Annotated in this window: 17 protein-coding genes; 13 read left to right on the forward strand and 4 right to left on the reverse strand. The window is 52.1% G+C overall.

The annotated features are described in order from the left end of the window. Positions 1-40: 40 nt before the first annotated feature. Positions 41-496 carry a YchJ family protein gene (locus ACTJKZ_RS04100; RefSeq protein WP_253418778.1) on the reverse strand — a complete coding sequence of 152 codons (456 nt, stop codon included), beginning with the start codon at positions 494-496 and terminating at the stop codon, positions 41-43. A 96-nt stretch (positions 497-592) separates the two neighbouring features. Here ACTJKZ_RS04100 and rssA point away from each other — a divergent pair, with 96 nt between their 5' ends. From rssA to ACTJKZ_RS04125, 5 genes are all read left to right on the forward strand, one after another. Then, positions 593-1,498: a patatin-like phospholipase RssA gene (gene rssA / locus ACTJKZ_RS04105; RefSeq protein ID WP_161734000.1), complete on the forward strand. Its 906-nt coding sequence runs from the start codon at positions 593-595 to the stop codon at positions 1,496-1,498. Positions 1,499-1,597: 99 nt separating this feature from the next. Next, complete coding sequence (gene rssB / locus ACTJKZ_RS04110; protein WP_161733998.1) at positions 1,598-2,614, forward strand: two-component system response regulator RssB; 1,017 nt, start codon at positions 1,598-1,600, stop codon at positions 2,612-2,614. A 193-nt stretch (positions 2,615-2,807) separates the two neighbouring features. Next, positions 2,808-3,716 carry a UTP--glucose-1-phosphate uridylyltransferase GalU gene (gene galU / locus ACTJKZ_RS04115; protein ID WP_161733996.1) on the forward strand — a complete coding sequence of 303 codons (909 nt, stop codon included), beginning with the start codon at positions 2,808-2,810 and terminating at the stop codon, positions 3,714-3,716. Positions 3,717-3,738: 22 nt separating this feature from the next. Further along, a complete protein-coding gene (locus ACTJKZ_RS04120) occupies positions 3,739-5,079 on the forward strand; it encodes a UDP-glucose dehydrogenase family protein (protein ID WP_440829282.1) in 1,341 nt (446 codons plus the stop codon). A gap of 14 nt (positions 5,080-5,093) precedes the next feature. Beyond that, positions 5,094-6,101 (forward strand): NAD-dependent epimerase, encoded by a 1,008-nt coding sequence (locus ACTJKZ_RS04125; RefSeq protein ID WP_161733992.1) that lies wholly within the window; start codon positions 5,094-5,096, stop codon positions 6,099-6,101. A gap of 77 nt (positions 6,102-6,178) precedes the next feature. Here ACTJKZ_RS04125 and hns read toward each other — a convergent pair whose 3' ends face one another. After that, positions 6,179-6,589 (reverse strand): histone-like nucleoid-structuring protein H-NS, encoded by a 411-nt coding sequence (gene hns, locus ACTJKZ_RS04130; RefSeq protein ID WP_161733990.1) that lies wholly within the window; start codon positions 6,587-6,589, stop codon positions 6,179-6,181. 408 nt (positions 6,590-6,997) lie between these two features. Between hns and tdk the strand changes: the two genes are divergently transcribed. Then, on the forward strand, positions 6,998-7,618 hold the full coding sequence (gene tdk, locus ACTJKZ_RS04135; protein WP_033783265.1) for a thymidine kinase: 621 nt from the start codon (positions 6,998-7,000) through the stop codon (positions 7,616-7,618). 67 nt (positions 7,619-7,685) lie between these two features. Here the strand turns inward: tdk and adhE are convergent, their stop codons facing one another. Continuing rightward, complete coding sequence (gene adhE / locus ACTJKZ_RS04140) at positions 7,686-10,373, reverse strand: bifunctional acetaldehyde-CoA/alcohol dehydrogenase (protein ID WP_161733988.1); 2,688 nt, start codon at positions 10,371-10,373, stop codon at positions 7,686-7,688. 448 nt (positions 10,374-10,821) lie between these two features. On the opposite strand from adhE, the gene ACTJKZ_RS04145 reads away from it, so the two are divergent. The 7 genes from ACTJKZ_RS04145 (at position 10,822) to oppF (ending at position 19,430) form a co-directional block, all read left to right on the forward strand. Beyond that, entirely contained in the window at positions 10,822-11,469 is a 648-nt protein-coding gene (locus tag ACTJKZ_RS04145) for a YchE family NAAT transporter (protein ID WP_161733986.1), read from the forward strand. Positions 11,470-12,050: 581 nt separating this feature from the next. Beyond that, a complete protein-coding gene (locus tag ACTJKZ_RS04150) occupies positions 12,051-13,676 on the forward strand; it encodes an ABC transporter substrate-binding protein (protein WP_440829283.1) in 1,626 nt (541 codons plus the stop codon). A gap of 154 nt (positions 13,677-13,830) precedes the next feature. After that, positions 13,831-15,471, forward strand: a complete 1,641-nt coding sequence (oppA, locus tag ACTJKZ_RS04155) for an oligopeptide ABC transporter substrate-binding protein OppA (protein WP_161733982.1) — start codon at positions 13,831-13,833, stop codon at positions 15,469-15,471. A gap of 92 nt (positions 15,472-15,563) precedes the next feature. Further along, a complete protein-coding gene (gene oppB, locus ACTJKZ_RS04160) occupies positions 15,564-16,484 on the forward strand; it encodes an oligopeptide ABC transporter permease OppB (protein ID WP_161733980.1) in 921 nt (306 codons plus the stop codon). Positions 16,485-16,498: 14 nt separating this feature from the next. Continuing rightward, a complete protein-coding gene (oppC, locus tag ACTJKZ_RS04165; RefSeq protein ID WP_161733977.1) occupies positions 16,499-17,407 on the forward strand; it encodes an oligopeptide ABC transporter permease OppC in 909 nt (302 codons plus the stop codon). A gap of 11 nt (positions 17,408-17,418) precedes the next feature. Then, positions 17,419-18,432 (forward strand): ABC transporter ATP-binding protein, encoded by a 1,014-nt coding sequence (locus tag ACTJKZ_RS04170; protein WP_161733975.1) that lies wholly within the window; start codon positions 17,419-17,421, stop codon positions 18,430-18,432. Beyond that, on the forward strand, positions 18,429-19,430 hold the full coding sequence (gene oppF, locus ACTJKZ_RS04175) for a murein tripeptide/oligopeptide ABC transporter ATP binding protein OppF (RefSeq protein ID WP_161733973.1): 1,002 nt from the start codon (positions 18,429-18,431) through the stop codon (positions 19,428-19,430). The genes ACTJKZ_RS04170 and oppF overlap by 4 nt, the downstream gene beginning before the upstream one ends. A gap of 43 nt (positions 19,431-19,473) precedes the next feature. Here oppF and ACTJKZ_RS04180 read toward each other — a convergent pair whose 3' ends face one another. Then, positions 19,474-19,797 carry an HI1450 family dsDNA-mimic protein gene (locus tag ACTJKZ_RS04180; protein ID WP_003853921.1) on the reverse strand — a complete coding sequence of 108 codons (324 nt, stop codon included), beginning with the start codon at positions 19,795-19,797 and terminating at the stop codon, positions 19,474-19,476. Positions 19,798-19,837: the final 40 nt, after the last annotated feature.

Consider the following 19,837-nt stretch of genomic DNA (forward strand, 5'->3'; position numbering starts at 1 on the left):
TCAAAGCATTAGGGTGTAAACCGCTGGGGTAGCCGTCAGCTTAACCACAACATTTTTTGTATTTTTTGCCACTGCCGCACGGGCAGGGATCGTTACGCCCGACGGGCGGTATTGTACCGTCAACATAGTACCAGCGTTGATCCTCGCGAAGAAAGCGTGAACGCTCATGAATGGCATGAATGTTTGTTTTCTCACGGTATCGCGCAAAAAAGGTAACGAAAGCTTCGTTCTCATGGTTTCCATGATTACAACGGGTTACATTCAGGCTAAGCCATTCGGTGCCCGGAAAACTTTCAGATAAAAGCCCCGACAGCCCCGGATGCCGTTTGTCAGGATGCCAGGTTGCAACCAGATAGTCCGCATTCTGCTGAACATAGGCGCAATAACGGGATCGCATAAGTTGTTCAGCTGTAACAGGAGTCTGGTTACCCTGCAGAAAGGGCCCGCAACATACGCTATACTGCTCTCCGCTACAACATGGGCAGGTTTCTGACACATTGTCTCCCGGGAATGATGAGTCGATTTCACAAGCGCGCTATGTTAGCTGACCCCACGTTGTGACGCTACGTATTGACGGCAGGACCAGATACAAATGAGAAAGGTAAGAATTGGATTGGCTCTTGGATCTGGCGCGGCCAAGGGATGGGCGCATATTGGCGTGATTAACGCGCTGGAGCGGGCCGGTATTGAGATTGACGTTGTTGCAGGCTGCTCAGTCGGCGCACTGGTCGGGTCTGCCTATGTGAATAACCGTTTACCGCTGATGGAAAAATGGGTCAGTGCATTTCGCTACTGGGATGTGATTCGCCTGATGGACGTTTCCTGGCAGCGTGGCGGGTTGTTACGCGGCGAAAGAGTATTCAGCCATGTCCGTCAGCTGATTCCCAATGATGCGATTGAGCACTGTAATAAACCCTTTGGCGTGGTGGCGACCAACCTCAGTACCGGACGTGAGCTCTGGCTGACCGAGGGCGATCTGCATCAGGCAGTACGCGCATCCTGCAGTATGCCAGGTTTATTACCGCCGGTGGGCTACAATGGGTATTGGCTGGTGGATGGTGCTGTGGTTAACCCGGTGCCGATTTCACTGACGCGCGCCCTGGGGGCAGACATTGTTATCGCCGTTGACTTACAGCATGACGCACATTTAATGCAGCAGGATCTCTTTTCCGTTACACCTCAGAACAGTGAAGAAGAAGCCGCCGCAGCGGCATTAAGTTGGGGGGGGAAGTTGCGACAGCGCCTGGTGAATTTCACCCAGCGCCGTGCATCTCAGTCACCTGGCGCGATGGAGATTATGTCTACTTCTATTCAGGTACTGGAGAATCGCCTTAAGCGAAACCGTATGGCAGGCGATCCGCCCGATGTTTTGATACAGCCGATCTGTCCGCAAATTTCGACGCTGGATTTTCATCGTGCTGAAGAGGCCATTGAGGCAGGCAGGGCCGCCGTAGAGAAGAAAATGGATGAACTATTACCACTGGTCCGTGGCAGATAATCAGGTTGTTCATTCAAAACGGTGACTTCGGGCAATACTGAAAGGCGCAACTGCGTTTTATGAACCACTATTGAATTATCTGGTACGCAGGGGGAAAGAATGGAAAAACCACTACTCGGCAAAAAGATACTCATTGTCGAAGATGAGGCTGTTTTCCGTTCGTTGCTGGACCAATTTTTGTTATCGATGGGTGCTGTGACGTTACAAGCGGAAGATGGTCTGGAAGCAATTGCACAACTACAACAGCATACTGTCGACCTGATTATCTGCGATCTGGAAATGCCCCGTATGAGTGGCATCCAGTTTGTTGAACATATTCGTACCCGTGGCAATGTCGTGCCGATATTGATCATCTCGGCCACTGAAAACATGTCCGATATCGCTCATGTGCTGCGTCTTGGGGTGCAGGATGTGCTGCTTAAGCCACTCAAAAACTTCGAACGCTTCCGTGAAGCGGTTTATGAGTGCCTTTATCCCTCAATGTTCACCTCAAAAGTGGAGGAGGATGAGCAGCTTTTCCAGGACTGGGATGCGCTGGTTCGCGATCCAAAAGCAGCCGCCAAGCTGCTCAAGCAACTTCAGCCGCCGGTACAGCAGACCATTGCCAACTGCCGGATTAACTATCGCCAGTTGACGATGGCCGAGCAGCCTGGTCTGGTACTTGATATCGCGGCACTCTCCGACAAAGATCTGGCGTTTTACTGTCTCGATGTGACGCGCGCCGGTGATAACGGCGTGCTGGCGGCACTGCTGCTGCGCGCACTGTTTAATGGCCTGCTGCAGGAGCAGCTCACGGGCCAAAAACAGCGTCTTCCGGAGCTGAATGGACTACTCAGACAGGTCAATCTGCTGCTGCGTCAGGCGAACCTGAGCGGTCAGTTCCCGCTACTGGTTGGTTACTATCATCGCGGTTTAAAAAATCTGATTCTGGTTTCGGCCGGATTAAACGCCACACTACATGTGCATGCCCATCAGATTCAGCTCAGTAATGGTGTCCCGCTTGGCACTATGGGCAGCACCCATCTTAATCAAATCAGTCAGCGCGCAGATAACTGGCAGTGCCACGTATGGGGCGCGGGTGGTCGCATCCGGCTGATGCTGTCTGCAGAAGAGTAAGGGTAAAAAACAGAGAGATTCTGGCGATGAACTCAGGGCCAGAGTTTAGCTTTACAGTTGGGTAATAGTCTTAATTTCGACAGTTTAGTCCCTTCCAGGATAAATCCGTTCGATACTAACTGATATACTCATTTCCGATTTTAAACCGACATATCAAGTATTAACTTGAACGGCCTATAAGAGAGGTATCTTAATGTCTGCCAATAATACCAAAGTAAAAAAAGCGGTAATCCCGGTAGCGGGTTTGGGTACGCGTATGCTCCCGGCTACCAAAGCGATTCCAAAAGAGATGTTACCGCTGGTTGATAAGCCGTTAATCCAGTATGTCGTCAACGAGTGTATCGCTGCTGGCATCAACGAAATTGTGCTGGTTACGCATTCATCAAAAAATGCCATCGAAAACCATTTTGATACCAGCTTCGAACTGGAATCAATGCTGGAAAAACGCGTTAAGCGTCAGCTGCTGGATGAAATCCAGTCAATCTGCCCGCCACACGTTACCATCATGCAGGTCCGTCAGGGCATCGCTAAAGGTCTGGGTCACGCTGTGATGTGTGCACACCCGCTGATCGGTGATGAGCCATTTGCGGTCATCCTGCCAGACGTCATCATCGACGAATATGAATCCAACCCAACCAAAGATAACCTGGCAGAAATGCTAAGCCGTTACGAAGAGTCTGGCCGCAGCCAGATCATGGTTGAGCCGGTCGACGATGTTACCGCGTACGGTGTTGTTGATTGCCAGGGCGCAGAACTGAACCCAGGCGACAGCGCACCTATGGTTGGTGTGGTTGAGAAGCCTAAAGCGTCAGAATCACCATCAAACCTGGCCGTCGTAGGTCGTTATGTGCTGTCTTCAGACATCTGGCCACTGCTGGCGAAAACTCCTCCAGGTGCAGGCGGCGAAGTTCAGCTGACTGACTCCATTGCGATGCTGATGGAAAAAGAGACGGTTGAAGCTTATCACCTGAAAGGCGTGAGCCATGACTGTGGTAATAAGCTGGGCTACATGCAGGCTTTCGTTGAGTACGGTGTTCGTCATCCGGTATTGGGCAAAGATTTCTCTGAATGGCTCGATGGCGCAGTTGGCAACAAAAAGTAATTCATAAACACAGGATAACTCGATGAAAGTCACTGTATTTGGTATCGGCTATGTCGGTCTGGTTCAGGCTGCGGTGTTAGCCGAAGTCGGACATGACGTTCTCTGCATTGATGTCGACGCTAATAAAGTCGAAAATCTGAAAAAAGGCATCATTCCTATTTTCGAACCAGGTTTAACACCGCTGGTAATGTCCAATTACGAAGCGGGTCGTCTTAAGTTCAGCACCGATGCTGAGCAGGGCGTAAACCATGGTGTTATGCAGTTTATTGCAGTCGGTACTCCACCGGATGAAGACGGCTCTGCCGATCTGAAATATGTGACCGCCGTAGCGCGCACTATTGCGCAGCATATGAACGATCACAAGGTGGTTATCGACAAATCAACCGTTCCGGTTGGCACAGCAGACAAAGTTCGTGCAGTAATGACGGAAGCGCTGAAAGCGCGTGACGCCAACATCACCTTCGATGTGGTTTCAAACCCGGAATTCCTGAAAGAGGGTGCAGCAGTTAATGACTGTATGCGTCCGGAGCGTATTGTTGTCGGTACTGACAACGACGACGTGGTAGAACTGTTACGCGAGCTCTATGAGCCGTTTAACCGTAATCACGATCGCATGATCATGATGGATATCCGCAGCGCGGAGCTGACCAAGTATGCCGCAAACTGCATGCTGGCAACCAAAATCAGCTTTATGAACGAGATGTCTAACCTGGCTGAACGTTTAGGTGCGGATATTGAGAAAGTACGTCAGGGTATCGGTTCTGATCCCCGCATTGGCTATCACTTTATCTATCCTGGCTGTGGCTACGGCGGCTCCTGCTTCCCGAAAGATGTGCAGGCGTTAATCCGTACCGCTGAGTCCATTGGCTATCAGCCACGTCTTTTGCAGGCGGTGGAAGATGTGAATGACAACCAGAAAAACAAGCTGCCTACCTTTATCAAGCGTCATTTTGGTGACGATCTGAAAGGTAAGACGTTTGCACTCTGGGGTCTGTCATTTAAGCCGAACACTGACGATATGCGTGAAGCCTCCAGTCGTGTGCTGATGGAATCGCTGTGGGAAGCGGGCGCATCTGTTCAGGCGTTTGACCCTGAAGCAATGGATGAAGCGCAGCGCATCTATGGTCACCGCAGCGATCTGAAGCTGATGGGTACCAAAGAAGCCGCACTGCAGGGCGCAGACGGTCTGGTCATCTGTACGGAGTGGCAAAACTTCCGTGCGCCTGACTTCGACGTTATCAAAAATGCACTGAAAGAAGCCGTGATTTTTGATGGTCGTAACCTGTATGATCCAGAGCGTATCAGCAAACGCGGTTTCGTTTATTATGCAATCGGCCGCGGAGCGTCTATTCAAACTGCATAATTAACGAGGGATTTATGAACTTTCTGGTCACCGGCGCCGCAGGCTTTATTGGTTTTCATGTCAGTCAGCGTCTGCTGGCCGCCGGTCACCAGGTTGTCGGTATCGACAACCTGAATGATTATTACGACGTAAATCTCAAGCATGCCCGTCTCAATTTAATTAAAGCCGATTCTGGTTTTACATTTATTGAGATGGATCTGGCGGACCGTGACGCAATGGCGTCACTGTTCGACCAGCACACATTCCAGCGCGTTATTCACCTTGGCGCTCAGGCTGGCGTCAGGTACTCTATTGAAAATCCCCATGCCTACGCAGACTCGAATCTGATCGGTCACCTCAATATCCTTGAAGGCTGTCGTCATCATAAAATTGAACATCTGCTCTATGCCTCATCCAGTTCAGTTTATGGCCTGAATCGCAAAATGCCGTTCTCAACCGAAGATAGCGTTGATCATCCGGTTTCTTTATATGCGGCGACTAAAAAAGCTAACGAGTTAATGTCGCACACTTACTCGCATCTTTATCAGCTGCCGACGACCGGATTGCGCTTCTTTACCGTTTACGGTCCCTGGGGCCGTCCTGATATGGCACTCTTTAAGTTCACCCGGGCAATGATTGCAGGTGAAGCGATAGATGTTTATAACCAGGGCCAGATGAAACGCGACTTTACCTATATTGACGATATTGCTGAAGCGATTGTCCGTCTGCAGGATGTTATTCCGCAGCAGGATGATAACTGGACTGTTGAAACCGGTTCACCTGCAACCAGCTCTGCGCCTTATCGGGTTTATAATATTGGTAACAGTCAGCCGGTTACCTTGATGAACTATATCGAAGCGATTGAGAAAGCGTTGGGGATTACGGCGAAGAAAAACCTGATGCCAATGCAGCCCGGTGATGTGCTGGAAACCAGTGCGGATACCGAAGCGCTGTATAAGGCCATTGGTTTTAAACCGCAGACCGGGGTCGAAGAGGGCGTTAAAAATTTCGTTGACTGGTATCGCGATTTCTACCGCGTCTGATTAAAAGAAAAAGGAAGCTCCGGCTTCCTTTTTTATTGGGGTAGCAGGCTAACGCTTAAGCAGCGAAGCAGTCAGCATTACAGTAAAAAATCGTCCAGCGTTTTACCCTGTTCTTCCAGCGCTTTTTTAATCACGGCCGGTGTCCGTCCCTGACCTGTCCAGGTTCTGGACTCGCCTTTTTCATCGGTATAACCATATTTGGCCGGGCGCACTGAGCGTTTACCTTTTGCCGCAACCCGGTGAGTGGCGGTCAGCGTGTTAATCAGTTCATTCGGGTCGATTCCATCCGCCAGCAGCATTTCACGATACTGATTAAGCTTACGCGTGCGTTCTTCATTTTCTGCCTGAAAATGTGACTCTTCTTCGCGGCGTTCTTTTACCACCACGTCCAGTTTTTCCAGCATCTCTTCCAGTGTTTCGACGGAATACTCTCTGGCCTGGGCGCGCAGCGTACGGATATTATTAAGAACTTTTAGTGCTTCGCTCATTGTCCTGGTCTCTGAATAAGGAAAAAGTTGTGTTGCCCGCTAATAGTAGTGGTGACATTAAATAACTTCAATCTTAAAACAATATCAGAACGATAATTCCCTGAGTAATTAAAATAATCACAGTAAAAATTTCACGGTTATGGCAAATAAAAAAAGAGTTTCCGCAAGTCTGATATGCAATAAATTTAATGTATTTAGCGTGGTAACAAAAATGTCATTCCTTTTGTTGCGGGTAAAATAAGCAAAACTTATCCAGCGTGAAGCGCACATAACCGGCTCCCGGCTATGCACCAGGATGAATAACCGGTCAGCCGTTACGCTTTAATTACCGCTACACCGCAATGTATTACCTGCACTTTGTGTTAATATGCGCGCCATTCCGTTAAGTCCTGATGAAGATACGCTCCTATGGCTCAACTCTATTTTTATTACTCTGCCATGAATGCAGGGAAATCGACGGCACTGCTGCAATCCTCCTATAACTATCAGGAGCGCGGCATGCGCTCGCTGGTCTATACCGCTGAAATCGATAACCGGTTTGGTGCCGGGCAGGTGAGTTCCCGTATCGGACTTTCGTCACCGGCCATGCTCTACAATGCTGAAACCGCACTCTATAGTGACATTGCCGCCGAGCATGCCGCGCAGCCAATCCACTGTGTGCTGGTTGATGAGAGTCAGTTCCTGACCCGGGAGCAGGTTAAAGCACTCTCTGATGTCGTAGACGATCTGGATATCCCGGTGCTCTGCTATGGCCTGAGAACCGACTTTCGCGGTGAACTGTTTGTGGGCAGTCAGTATCTGCTGGCATGGGCTGACAAGCTGGTTGAATTAAAAACCATTTGTCATTGTGGCCGCAAGGCGAGCATGGTGCTGCGACTGGATAGCGAGGGTAAACCTTTCAGTGAAGGCGAGCAGGTGGTCATTGGCGGTAACGAACGCTATATCTCCGTCTGCCGTAAGCATTATAAACAGGCGATAGAGCAGGGGTCGTTACAGGCGATTCATGGCGCACAGACTCCGCTGAATTAACCGCATCATTCAGGTAATAAAAAACCCGCCGCGGCGGGTTTTTTATCAGACAGTCAGAACCGGACTATCAGACTTTCTTCACTTTCTTATCAACCTTCACGCCTTTCACCGGCTGCTCAGAGACAGCTTCGGCGACACTTGAGAACGGTTCGACAAATTCACGTCCGTAGTAGGTATCGAGCATAATCTGTTTCAGCTCAGCAATCAGCGGATAGCGTGGGTTCGCGCCGGTACACTGGTCATCGAACGCATCATCGGCCAGTTTGTCGACTTTCGCCAGGAAGTCCGCTTCCTGCACACCGGCTTCGCGGATTGAGGTCGGAATACCGAGTTCAGTTTTGATCTCGTCCAGCCATACCAGCAGCTTCTCAATTTTCTGCGCGGTGCGGTCGCCTGGTGCGCTCAGACCTAAGTGGTCAGCAATCTCTGCGTAACGACGACGCGCCTGCGGACGATCATACTGGCTGAATGCGGTCTGTTTGGTCGGGTTGTCATTCGCGTTGTAGCGAATAACGTTCGAGATTAACAGGGCATTAGCCAGGCCGTGTGGGATATGGAACTCTGAACCCAGTTTGTGTGCCATTGAGTGACAGACCCCGAGGAATGCGTTGGCAAACGCAATACCGGCGATAGTTGCGGCATTGTGTACGCGTTCACGCGCCACCGGATTTTTAGCGCCTTCGGCATAGCTGGCCGGCAGGTTCTCTTTCAGCAGTTTCAGTGCCTGCAGCGCCTGACCATCAGAGTATTCATTCGCCAGCACAGAAACATAGGCTTCCAGAGCGTGGGTGACTGCATCCAGACCACCGAAGGCGCAGAGTGAACGTGGCATATCCATCACCAGGTTGGCATCGACAATTGCCATATCTGGTGTCAATGCATAGTCAGCCAGAGGATATTTCTGACCGGTCGCATCGTCGGTTACCACAGCGAACGGTGTGACCTCTGAACCGGTACCTGAGGTAGTCGTGATGGCAACCATGCGTGCTTTGACGCCCATTTTTGGGAACTTGTAGATACGTTTACGGATGTCCATGAAACGTAACGCCAGCTCTTCGAAATGGGTTTCGGGATGTTCGTACATCACCCACATGATTTTCGCGGCATCCATTGGGGAACCGCCGCCCAGGGCAATGATGACGTCAGGTTTAAAGCTGTTCATCTGCTCTGCACCTTTACGTACGATGCTCAGCGTTGGGTCAGCTTCAACTTCGAAGAATACTTCAGTCTCGATGCCGTGTGATTTCAGCACGCGGGTCACCTGGTCAGCATAACCGTTATTGAACAGGAAGCGGTCAGTGACGATAAAGGCACGTTTCGCGCCGTCCGTTGCCACCTCTTCCAGCGCAATTGGCAGTGAACCCCGACGGAAGTAGATGGATTTAGGAAGTTTATGCCACAACATATTCTCAGCTCGCTTGGCGACAGTTTTGGTATTGATCAGGTGTTTTGGACCGACGTTCTCTGAAATAGAGTTACCGCCCCAGGAACCACAACCCAGCGTCAGAGACGGCGCCAGTTTAAAGTTGTAGAGGTCACCGATACCGCCCTGAGAGGCCGGGGTGTTGATCAGAATACGCGCGGTTTTCATTTTATCGCCGAAGTAGTGCACGCGCTCAGTCTGGTTATCCTGGTCGGTGTAAAGGCAGGAGGTGTGACCGATACCGCCCATGGCGACCAGTTTCTCGGCTTTATCTACAGCATCCTGGAAATCTTTTGCCCGATACATTGCGAGGGTAGGTGAGAGTTTTTCGTGGGCAAATGGCTCAGACTCATCCACCAGTTTCACTTCACCAATCAGGATCTTGGTGCTCGGCGGCACGGTGAGACCGGCCATCTCTGCAATTTTGAAGGCAGGCTGACCCACGATCGCCGCATTCAGACCGCCGTTTTTGAGGATGATATTCTGTACGGCGCTTAGTTCAGCACCCTGCAGCATGTAGCCGCCATGGCTGGCGAAACGTTCACGCACGGCATCATAAACTGAATCAACCACAATGACAGATTGTTCAGAGGCGCAGATCACCCCGTTATCAAAGGTTTTTGACATCAGAATGGAGGCAACGGCACGTTTCACATCGGCGGTTTCATCAATCACTACCGGCGTGTTACCGGCACCGACACCAATCGCCGGTTTACCGGAGCTGTATGCTGCTTTCACCATGCCCGGACCGCCGGTGGCGAGAATCAGGTTGATGTCAGGGTGATGCATCAGCTGGTTTGAAAGTTCAACAGACGGGGCATCGATCCAGCCGATAATGTCTTTCGGCGCACCGGCAGCAATGGCGGCCTGCAAGACAATATCGGCAGCTTTGTTTGTCGCATCTTTGGCGCGAGGGTGTGGCGAAAAGATAATGCCGTTACGGGTTTTAAGACTGATTAATGCTTTAAAGATGGCGGTTGACGTTGGGTTGGTTGTCGGGACGATACCGCAAATCAGGCCAATCGGCTCGGCGATGGTAATCGTACCGAACGTATCGTCAGTGGCTAATACACCACAGGTTTTTTCATCTTTATAGGCGTTGTAGATATACTCGGAAGCAAAGTGGTTTTTAATGACCTTGTCTTCGACGATGCCCATACCGGATTCGGCAACGGCCATCTTGGCTAACGGGATTCTGGCGTCAGCGGCGGCAAGGGCGGCGGCACGGAAGATGGCGTCGACCTGTTGTTGAGAAAAGTTGGCATATTCACGCTGGGCTTTTTTTACACGTTCGACCAGTGCATTGAGTTCAGCGACATTGGTTACGGCCATGGTGTTCTCCTGAAGGAAGTTAAACTTTTTTAGTAAACAATCCTGCGTCCTGAGTATAGTCACGCTGAAATAACGTGACTGGCTGACAGGTAAATCCCGGATTTTCAACTGTTTACTGAACGAGTCTTCTGCTGGCGTTAGCGAGCTTTCTTATCCTTCCGTTAAGAAAAGATTACCTGGTTTGGGGTAGGTCAATTTTGATGCAGATCAATTTAAGCGCAAGCTGACACCTTTCAGCAGCCCTTTATAGTGCTTACCTGTTAAGTCAGCGTGCTCCTGTGCTCAGCCGTCCTGGCAGTGGCTAAATCCAGCCACTTTTTAATCTCTGGCGGAAAGCGCTAATTGCTTTGCTGTTCATCAGGATAAATACCCAGGCGCACATCTGGCGTCTCTGCACGTTTTCACATACATTAGGCGCGTTTTCCCCCCTGTGGTACGGAGTAGAGTTGTGAATCCAGCGCTGTTAGATCTATCAGGCTACATAAAATTTTTTGTCGGGCTCTTTGCGCTGGTCAATCCGGTAGGCATTATTCCGGTGTTCATCAGCATGACCCGTTATCAGGGGGTAGCTGAGCGTAACAAAACCAACCTTACAGCTAATCTGGCCGTTGCCATTATTCTCTGGACGTCACTTTTCCTCGGCGATGCGATTCTGCATGTGTTTGGCATCTCGATTGATTCCTTCCGGATTGCGGGCGGGATTCTGGTCGTCACCATTGCCATGTCGATGATCAGCGGCAAGCTGGGCGAGGATAAGCAGAACAAACAGGAGAAGTCAGAAACGGCGATTCGTGAAAGCGTGGGGGTTGTGCCGCTGGCATTGCCACTCATGGCGGGGCCGGGTGCCATCAGCTCAACCATCGTCTGGAGTACCCGCTACCACAGCTGGCTCAATCTGCTGGGATTCACCCTGGCCATTGCTATTTTTGCCTTCTGCTGCTGGCTGCTGTTCCGCGCCGCGCCGTTAATGGTGCGCATTCTTGGGCAGACCGGTATCAACGTCATTACCCGAATTATGGGCCTGTTACTGATGGCGCTGGGTATTGAATTTGTTGTGACCGGCATGAAGTCGATTTTCCCCGGCTTGCTGAACTAGAAACTCACTTATTTCATGCAGCGAAGCGAATTGGTGACCTGAATTGGTGCAGTAAGGTAATTTATTGCACCATAGTAATGCAGTCATTCATCCTGCTTAATAAAAACAGACGATTATAAATTCCGTTACTGTGGGTTTGCTCACAGACTTTTTTTCTCAGAATAATGTCACTATTTTCACACGATAATCTGCTATCTGATCTCCGCTCAACCCGATAAATACCCAGGCTTCAGCGGCCAGCCTGAATTTCATCACGTCGATGCTCTTTTTATCAATACAAATACCAAAACAGACGCTTTTTGTAGCTGCATAACGCCCTGGAAACAGGTTTCCAGCTAAATAGCCTATTTTTCATATCGATATAATATTTTCAGGACGAAAATTAACACTTTCGCTGCCTGACATCTCATGATAAAAGAGAATTAGTTAACATTTTAGCTATTTTGCTTTGGCGCCCCTTCGCGGCTTCTGATAATTTTTGGCCCAGCGTAAATTTTTTCTCCGAAAGTCCAAAGTGAGAACGCTTTTTGCTTAAGCCTATCGGGATACTTAATTAAAGGTTGGCGTTTCGCATGATTGGGATGAAAAACTTGCAACAACAGCGGTCAGCAATCGCACTCTTTTTGTTCACAGCTTTTTCTCCGGCTTATGCCGCCACCGTTCCGCCTGGAACGGTTCTGGCCGCCCAACAGCAAATAGTGATCAACAACGGAAGCGAAGTCTCTTCGCTGGATCCACATAAAACCGAAGGCGTGCCGGAATCTAATGTTATCCATAACCTGCTGGATGGCCTGGTTAACACCGATAACCGCGGTCAGGTTGTGCCGGGCGTCGCCAGAAGCTGGGAAAATCCACAACCCACGGTCTGGATTTTTACTCTGCGTGATGATGCAAAGTGGAGCAATGGCGAACCGGTGACGGCCGCTGATTTCGTTTATAGCTGGCGTCGGCTGGTGGACCCGAAAACAGCATCGCCATATTCCAGCTATCTGGAGGCAGCTCATTTTGCCGGTATTGATGCCATCCTCGCCGGTAAAGCATCACCCGATCAATTGGGCGTAAAAGCACTTGATGCCCATCGCCTGCAGATCACCCTGAGTGAACCCGTGCCTTACCTGGTGGCGATGTTAGCGCATACGGCGATGAAGCCGGTTTATGCGCCAGCCATTAAGCAGTGGGGCGACGCCTGGACCCGTCCCGGTCACTACATCGGTAACGGTGCCTATACACTCAGCGACTGGGTGGTGAATGAAAAAATCGTTGTGACGCGTAATCCCCTCTACTGGGACAATGCGCATACGGTGATTGAGCAGGGGACCTTCCTGCCGATCGCTTCTGAAAACAGTGACATTAATCGCTATCGCAGTGGTGGCACGGATATCACTAACAGTGCGATACCGCCAGAGATGTTTGGCAAGCTGCGCAAAGAGCTGGGTGATGAAGTCAAAGTCAGTCCGCTGCTTTGCACCTTCTACTACGAAATCAACAACAAAAAAGCGCCGTTCACCGATGCACGGGTGCGCGCTGCGCTGAAAATGACCCTCGATCGCGAGGTGATTGCCAATAAGATCATGGCTCAGGGACAGATTCCGGCCTATAGCCTCACGCCACCGTTCACGGCTGATATTAAGCTATCCCCGCCTGAATGGTTCACCTGGACCCAGGCGCAGCGTAATGAGGCGGCGAAAAAGCTGCTGGCAGAGGCGGGCTTTGATGCCAGCCATCCGCTGAACTTTACGCTGCTCTATAACACCTCTGATCAAAATAAGCGGCAGGCGATTGCCGCCGCGTCGATGTGGCAGAAAAATTTGGGCGCGAAGGTGACGCTGCAGAATCAGGAGTGGAAAACCATGCTGGAGACCCGTCATCAGGCCCAGTATGACGTGGTGCGTGCCACCTGGTGTGCCGATTACAACGAGCCCTCCACCTTCCTGAACATGCTGATCAGTAACGCCTCGATCAACACCGCGTTTTACAGCAGCGCGACCTTCGATCGCTTAATGGCGGAAACGTTGACGGCGGGCAGCGAGGCGCAGCGCGTCGACCTGTATCAGCAGGCTGAAACACAACTCGACAAAGACTCACCAATTGTGCCAGTTTACTACCGCGTAAGTGTGCGCCTGGTAAAGCCCTGGGTTGGCGGCTTTACGGGCAAAGACCCGCAGGACATGACAGACCTGAAGTACTATTTCATCAAACAACACTGATCTGATCGCCGTTTCGGCGAGACAGTCGGGACACGCATCAGCGTACAGACCATTTTGGGGTCAATCTCCCTGGGAACAGGCCAGGGAGCCCGGAGACGGGGGACGCCGTGGCGGAGCATCGCCACGGTGACGATAATAAAACTGGAGTGTAATAATGAACAACATCACGAAAAAAAGCCTGATTGCAGCGGGCGTTTTTGCCGCAGTGAGTGCCCTGGCAGGGAATGCGGCTTTCGCGGCAACCGTGCCTGCGGGCGTTGAGCTGGCCGCTAAACAGGAGCTGGTTCGCGGCAATGGCGATGAAGTACAGTCGCTCGATCCGCACAAAATCGAAGGCGTGCCGGAAGATAACGTGGCGCGCGATCTTTACGAAGGTCTGCTGGTCAATGACAGCAACGGTAAACCGATCCCGGCCGTAGCGGAAAGCTATGAAAATAAAGATTTCAAAGTGTGGACTTTTCACTTACGTAAAAATGCCAAATGGTCCAATGGCGAGCCGGTCACCGCGCAGGATTTCGTCTACAGCTGGGAGCGTCTGGTCGATCCTAAAACCGCCTCACCGTATGCCAGCTATCCGCAGTATGGTCATATCCTGAACGTCGATGACATCATCGCCGGTAAAAAACCAGTTACCGATCTGGGCGTAAAAGCTATTGATGACCACACGCTGGAAGTCACCCTGAGCGAGCCGGTTCCCTATTTTGATAAGCTGCTGATTAACTCCGTCATGTCACCGGTTTACAAACCGGCGATTGAGAAATTTGGCGATCAGTGGACGCAGCCGCAGAACTGGGTCGGCAACGGTGCCTTTAAGCTTGAAGCGCACGTGATTAACGAACGTATCACCCTGGTGCGTAATCCGAACTACTGGGACAATGAACATACGGTGCTGAACAAAGTCACCTTCCTGCCGATCAGTTCAGAAGTCAGTGACGTTAACCGCTACTTCTCCGAGAACGGCAGCGACATGACCTATAACAACCTGCCAATTGAGCTGTTTAAAAAGCTGCAGCGTGACAACGGTAAAGAGCTGCACGTCGATCCATATCTCTGCACCTATTACTACGAAATCAACAACCAGAAAGCGCCATTCACCGATCCTCGCGTGCGCGCGGCCCTGAAGCTGGGTCTGGATCGTGACATCATGGTGAATAAAGTGCTGGCGCAGGGCCAGAAACCTGCCTATAGCTACACGCCACCAGCGACCGACGGCATGGACATTCTGCCGCCAGACTGGTTCACATGGTCACAGGACAAACGTAATGCCGAAGCGAAGAAGCTGCTGGCTGAAGCGGGCTACACCGCTGACAAACCGCTGACCTTTAACCTGCTGTATAACACCTCCGATCTGCACAAGAAGCTCGCGATTGCCGCCTCGTCGATCTGGAAGAAAAACATCGGCGTAAACATCAAGCTGGAAAACCAGGAGTGGAAAACCTTCCTGGATACCCGTCATCAGGGTAACTACGATGTGTCGCGTGCGGCCTGGTGTGCGGACTACAACGAACCCACTTCCTTCCTGAACACCATGGTGTCCAACAGCAGCAGTAACACATCGCACTACAAGAGCGATGAGTTTGACAAAGTGGTGCGTGACGCGATCAAAGCCCCGGATGCGAAAGCCCGCGCAGTGGATTATCAGAAGGCTGAGCAGATCATGGATAAAGACAGCACCATCGTACCGGTTTACTACTACGTAAATACGCGTCTGGTGAAACCTTATGTCGGCGGTTATACCGGTAAAGATCCGCTGGATAAAACCCTGGATAAAAACTTCTACATCATCAAACACTAATAGCATTCAGGCTATCAGCAGTGGCGGCGCGTCTGGCGCCGCCTTTTTTAATTTTTTATATGTTGTGAAGCAACAGCCTGGTAGGTACGGCAATGTTAAAATTCATCCTGCGTCGCTTGCTTGAAGCGCTACCGACGCTGTTCGTCCTGATTACTATCTCCTTCTTTATGATGCGCCTGGCCCCCGGTAGTCCTTTTTCCGGTGAGCGTACGCTGGCACCCGAAGTCATGGCCAACATTGAGGCGAAGTACCACCTCAACGATCCCATTGGTAAACAGTATGTCGATTACCTGGTGCAGCTGGCGCACGGCGATTTCGGCCCGTCGTTTAAATACAAAGACTATTCGGTCAACTATCTGGTCGCACATGCGTTCCCGGTTTCTGCCAAACTCGGTCTGGCCGCGTTCCTGCTGGCGATAGTGCTGGGCGTGACCGCCGGCGTCATCGCTGCGCTCAAACAAAATACGTTGTGGGACTTCGCGGTGATGGGGGTGGCAATGACCGGTGTGGTGATACCCAGTTTCGTGGTCGCACCGCTGCTGGTCCTGCTGTTCGCCATCAGCCTGAAATGGCTGCCGGGCGGTGGCTGGAATGGCGGGCAGTGGAACTACATGCTGCTGCCGATGGTGGCGCTGTCGCTGGCGTATATCGCCAGTATCGCGCGTATTACCCGTGGATCGATGATTGAAGTGATGCACTCCAACTTTATCCGCACCGCGCGCGCCAAAGGCCTGCCGCTGCGCCGCATTGTGCTGCGTCATGCGCTGAAGCCCGCCTTGCTGCCGGTGATCTCCTACATGGGACCGGCGTTTGTCGGCATCATCACCGGGTCGATGGTCATTGAGTCGATCTATGGTCTGCCGGGTATCGGTCAGCTGTTTGTGAACGGTGCGCTGAACCGTGACTACTCACTGGTGATGAGCCTGACCATTCTGGTCGGTTTGCTGACCATTATCTTCAACGCGATTGTTGACGTGCTCTATGCCGTTATCGATCCAAAAATTCGTTACTGATTGCGGAGTTCGCCATGATGTTAAGTAAGAAAAACAGCGAAGCTCTTGATGCGTTCAGTGAGAAGCTGGAAGTAGAAGGGCGCAGTCTCTGGCAGGACGCGCGTCGTCGTTTTATCCATAACCGGGCGGCCTTAATCAGCCTGCTGGTGCTGCTCGTGATTACCCTGTTCGTGATCTTTGCGCCGATGATGGCGCAGTTCACCTACGACGATACCGACTGGGCCATGATGTCCTCGCCGCCGGATACCACTTCCGGCCACTGGTTCGGCACTGACTCATCGGGTCGTGACCTGCTGGTGCGCGTGGCGATTGGTGGCCGTATCTCCCTGATGGTGGGTGTGGCCTCAGCGCTGATCGCGGTGATCGTGGGCACACTTTATGGTTCGATTGCTGGCTATCTCGGCGGCAAAACGGACTCGGTGATGATGCGTATTCTGGAAATCCTTAACTCTTTCCCGTTTATGTTCTTCGTCATCCTGCTGGTGACCTTCTTTGGTCGTAATATCCTGCTGATTTTTGCCGCTATCGGTATGGTTTCATGGCTGGATATGGCGCGTATTGTGCGCGGCCAGACGCTGAGCCTGAAGCGTAAAGAGTTTATCGAAGCGGCCCATGTCGGCGGGGTATCAACCTGGAAAATCGTGGTGCGCCACATCGTGCCAAACGTGCTGGGCGTGGTGGTGGTTTACGCCTCGCTGCTGGTGCCAAGCATGATCCTGTTTGAATCCTTCCTGAGCTTCCTCGGTCTGGGTACGCAGGAGCCTTTGAGCAGCTGGGGCGCACTGCTCAGCGACGGCGCCAACTCGATGGAAGTCTCACCCTGGCTGCTGCTCTATCCAGCGGGCTTCCTGGTGGTTACGCTGTTCTGTTTCAACTTTATCGGCGATGGCCTGCGTGATGCCCTCGACCCGAAAGATCGTTAAGGAGTTTCCCGATGACTATTCATGAATTTCAGCCAGCGATGGCGGCCCGCGCGGGAAGCGAACAGCTACTTACGGTCAAAGATTTACGCGTGACCTTTGGCACACACGATGGGGATGTGACCGCCGTTAATGACCTCAACTTCTCGCTGCGCGCTGGTGAGACGCTGGGCATTGTTGGCGAGTCCGGTTCCGGCAAATCACAGACGGCCTTTGCCCTGATGGGGTTGCTGGCAAAAAATGGCCGCATTGGCGGCTCGGCGATGTTCAACGGCAAAGAGATCCTGAACCTGCCTGAGAACCAGCTTAATAAACTGCGCGCCGAACAGATTGCAATGATCTTCCAGGACCCGATGACGTCGCTGAACCCCTATATGCGGGTGGGCGAGCAGTTGATGGAAGTGCTCAAGCTACACAAAGGGATGAACAGCGCACAGGCGTTTGAAGAGTCAGTGAGAATGCTGGACGCGGTGAAAATGCCGGAAGCACGTAAACGCATGAAGATGTACCCGCATGAGTTCTCCGGCGGGATGCGTCAGCGCGTGATGATTGCCATGGCGCTGCTGTGCCGGCCAAAACTGCTGATTGCCGATGAACCGACCACGGCGCTGGATGTGACGGTGCAGGCGCAGATCATGACGTTGCTCAACGATCTGAAGCGTGAATTCAACACCGCTATAATCATGATCACCCACGATCTCGGCGTGGTGGCCGGGATCTGCGATAAGGTGCTGGTGATGTATGCCGGACGCACCATGGAGTATGGCCGCGCTCGCGATGTCTTTTATCAGCCTGCGCACCCTTACTCAATTGGTCTGCTGAATGCAGTGCCGCGCCTGGATGCGGAGGGCGAGAGCCTGACCACCATTCCGGGCAATCCACCCAACCTGCTGCGGCTGCCGCAGGGCTGTCCGTTCCAGCCGCGTTGTCCGCACGCAATGGATATCTGCACCCAGGCTCCGCCGCTGGAGCCGTTTGGCGAAGGCCGTCTGCGTGCCTGCTTTAAGCCGGTGGAGGAGTTAGTATGAGCACCGTAGCTGAAAAAAGAGTGTTACTGGAAATCGCCGACCTCAAAGTCCATTTTGATATCAAAGATGGCAAGCAATGGTTCTGGCAGCCGTCAAAAACCCTGAAGGCAGTGGATGGCGTCAGCCTGCGCCTTTATGAGGGAGAAACGCTGGGCGTGGTAGGCGAGTCTGGCTGCGGCAAATCGACACTGGCACGCGCCATTATCGGTCTGGTTAAAGCCACGGAAGGTCGGGTGGCCTGGTTAGGCCGCGATCTGCTCGGTCAGAGTGAAGAGGAGTGGCGCAAGGCGCGCAGCGATATCCAGATGATTTTCCAGGATCCGCTGGCGTCGCTGAACCCGCGTATGACCATCGGCGATATCATCGCCGAGCCACTGCGCACCTACCATCCAAAAATGGCGCGGCAGGAAGTGAAAGACCGCGTCAAAAATATGATGATGAAAGTGGGGCTGCTGCCCAACCTGATTAACCGCTACCCGCATGAGTTTTCGGGCGGTCAGTGTCAGCGTATCGGTATCGCCCGTGCGCTGATTCTGGAGCCGAAGCTGATCATCTGCGATGAACCGGTCTCGGCGCTGGATGTTTCGATTCAGGCGCAGGTGGTGAATCTGCTGCAACAGTTACAGCGTGAGATGGGGCTGTCGCTAATCTTCATTGCCCACGACCTGGCTGTGGTGAAGCATATCTCTGATCGGGTGCTGGTGATGTATCTGGGGCATGCGGTGGAGCTGGGTACCTACAGCGAGGTCTACAGCAATCCGCAGCATCCTTACACCCGTGCGCTGATGTCTGCCGTGCCGATCCCCGATCCTGATCTGGAAAAGAATAAGCAGATTCAGTTGCTGGAAGGGGAGTTGCCGTCGCCGATTAATCCGCCGTCAGGCTGCGTGTTCCGCACCCGCTGTCCGATCGCCGGCCCGGAGTGTGCGAAAACCCGGCCGCTGCTGGAAGGCAGTTTCCACCATGCGGTCTCTTGCCTCAAGGTCGATCCGCTCTAAAGCAAAACGCCGGGCATGTGCCCGGCGTTTTCTTATCTGATGCTTACTCGCGCCACAGGATATGACAGAGCTTGTGATCTTTCTCGCGGCACAGCAGTACGCGGGCAAAGACATCAGTGATTGGCTCACCATCCGCTTCACCCAGCCCGATGACTACCTCGGCGAAAAAGTCCGGGTTCAGATCAAAATCGACATGGTCTTTCCAGTCTTCAGAGGGATCAAACAGCTCTGCGCCACCGCGCTCTTCGAACTGAAGATTGAAGAGAATGACGTCTGCCGGGTCGAGATTGTCGACGGCCAGTTCGAGAAAAATATCGTAGGCCTGTTCCAGCGTTTCATCTTCGGTAAGGCGATTATTCAAATCCATAGTCTGTCCTGTCGGCCTGCGGCCATTTACACAATCTGGC

It is taken from the genome of Pantoea sp. 22096 (genome assembly GCF_052045955.1).
Classification (GTDB): Bacteria; Pseudomonadota; Gammaproteobacteria; order Enterobacterales; family Enterobacteriaceae; genus Pantoea; species Pantoea alfalfae.

Excerpts from the sequence above, each read along its gene's own strand:
- rssA (WP_161734000.1), top strand. The coding sequence starts at position 593 with ATGAGAAAGGTAAGAATTGGATTGGCTCTTGGATCTGGCGCGGCCAAG.
- rssB (WP_161733998.1), top strand. The coding sequence starts at position 1,598 with ATGGAAAAACCACTACTCGGCAAAAAGATACTCATTGTCGAAGATGAG.
- galU (WP_161733996.1), top strand. The coding sequence starts at position 2,808 with ATGTCTGCCAATAATACCAAAGTAAAAAAAGCGGTAATCCCGGTAGCG.
- ACTJKZ_RS04120 (WP_440829282.1), top strand. The coding sequence starts at position 3,739 with ATGAAAGTCACTGTATTTGGTATCGGCTATGTCGGTCTGGTTCAGGCT.
- ACTJKZ_RS04125 (WP_161733992.1), top strand. The coding sequence starts at position 5,094 with ATGAACTTTCTGGTCACCGGCGCCGCAGGCTTTATTGGTTTTCATGTC.
- hns (WP_161733990.1), bottom strand. The coding sequence starts at position 6,589 with ATGAGCGAAGCACTAAAAGTTCTTAATAATATCCGTACGCTGCGCGCC.
- tdk (WP_033783265.1), top strand. The coding sequence starts at position 6,998 with ATGGCTCAACTCTATTTTTATTACTCTGCCATGAATGCAGGGAAATCG.
- adhE (WP_161733988.1), bottom strand. The coding sequence starts at position 10,373 with ATGGCCGTAACCAATGTCGCTGAACTCAATGCACTGGTCGAACGTGTA.
- ACTJKZ_RS04150 (WP_440829283.1), top strand. The coding sequence starts at position 12,051 with ATGAAAAACTTGCAACAACAGCGGTCAGCAATCGCACTCTTTTTGTTC.
- oppA (WP_161733982.1), top strand. The coding sequence starts at position 13,831 with ATGAACAACATCACGAAAAAAAGCCTGATTGCAGCGGGCGTTTTTGCC.
- oppB (WP_161733980.1), top strand. The coding sequence starts at position 15,564 with ATGTTAAAATTCATCCTGCGTCGCTTGCTTGAAGCGCTACCGACGCTG.
- oppC (WP_161733977.1), top strand. The coding sequence starts at position 16,499 with ATGATGTTAAGTAAGAAAAACAGCGAAGCTCTTGATGCGTTCAGTGAG.
- ACTJKZ_RS04170 (WP_161733975.1), top strand. The coding sequence starts at position 17,419 with ATGACTATTCATGAATTTCAGCCAGCGATGGCGGCCCGCGCGGGAAGC.
- oppF (WP_161733973.1), top strand. The coding sequence starts at position 18,429 with ATGAGCACCGTAGCTGAAAAAAGAGTGTTACTGGAAATCGCCGACCTC.
- ACTJKZ_RS04180 (WP_003853921.1), bottom strand. The coding sequence starts at position 19,797 with ATGGATTTGAATAATCGCCTTACCGAAGATGAAACGCTGGAACAGGCC.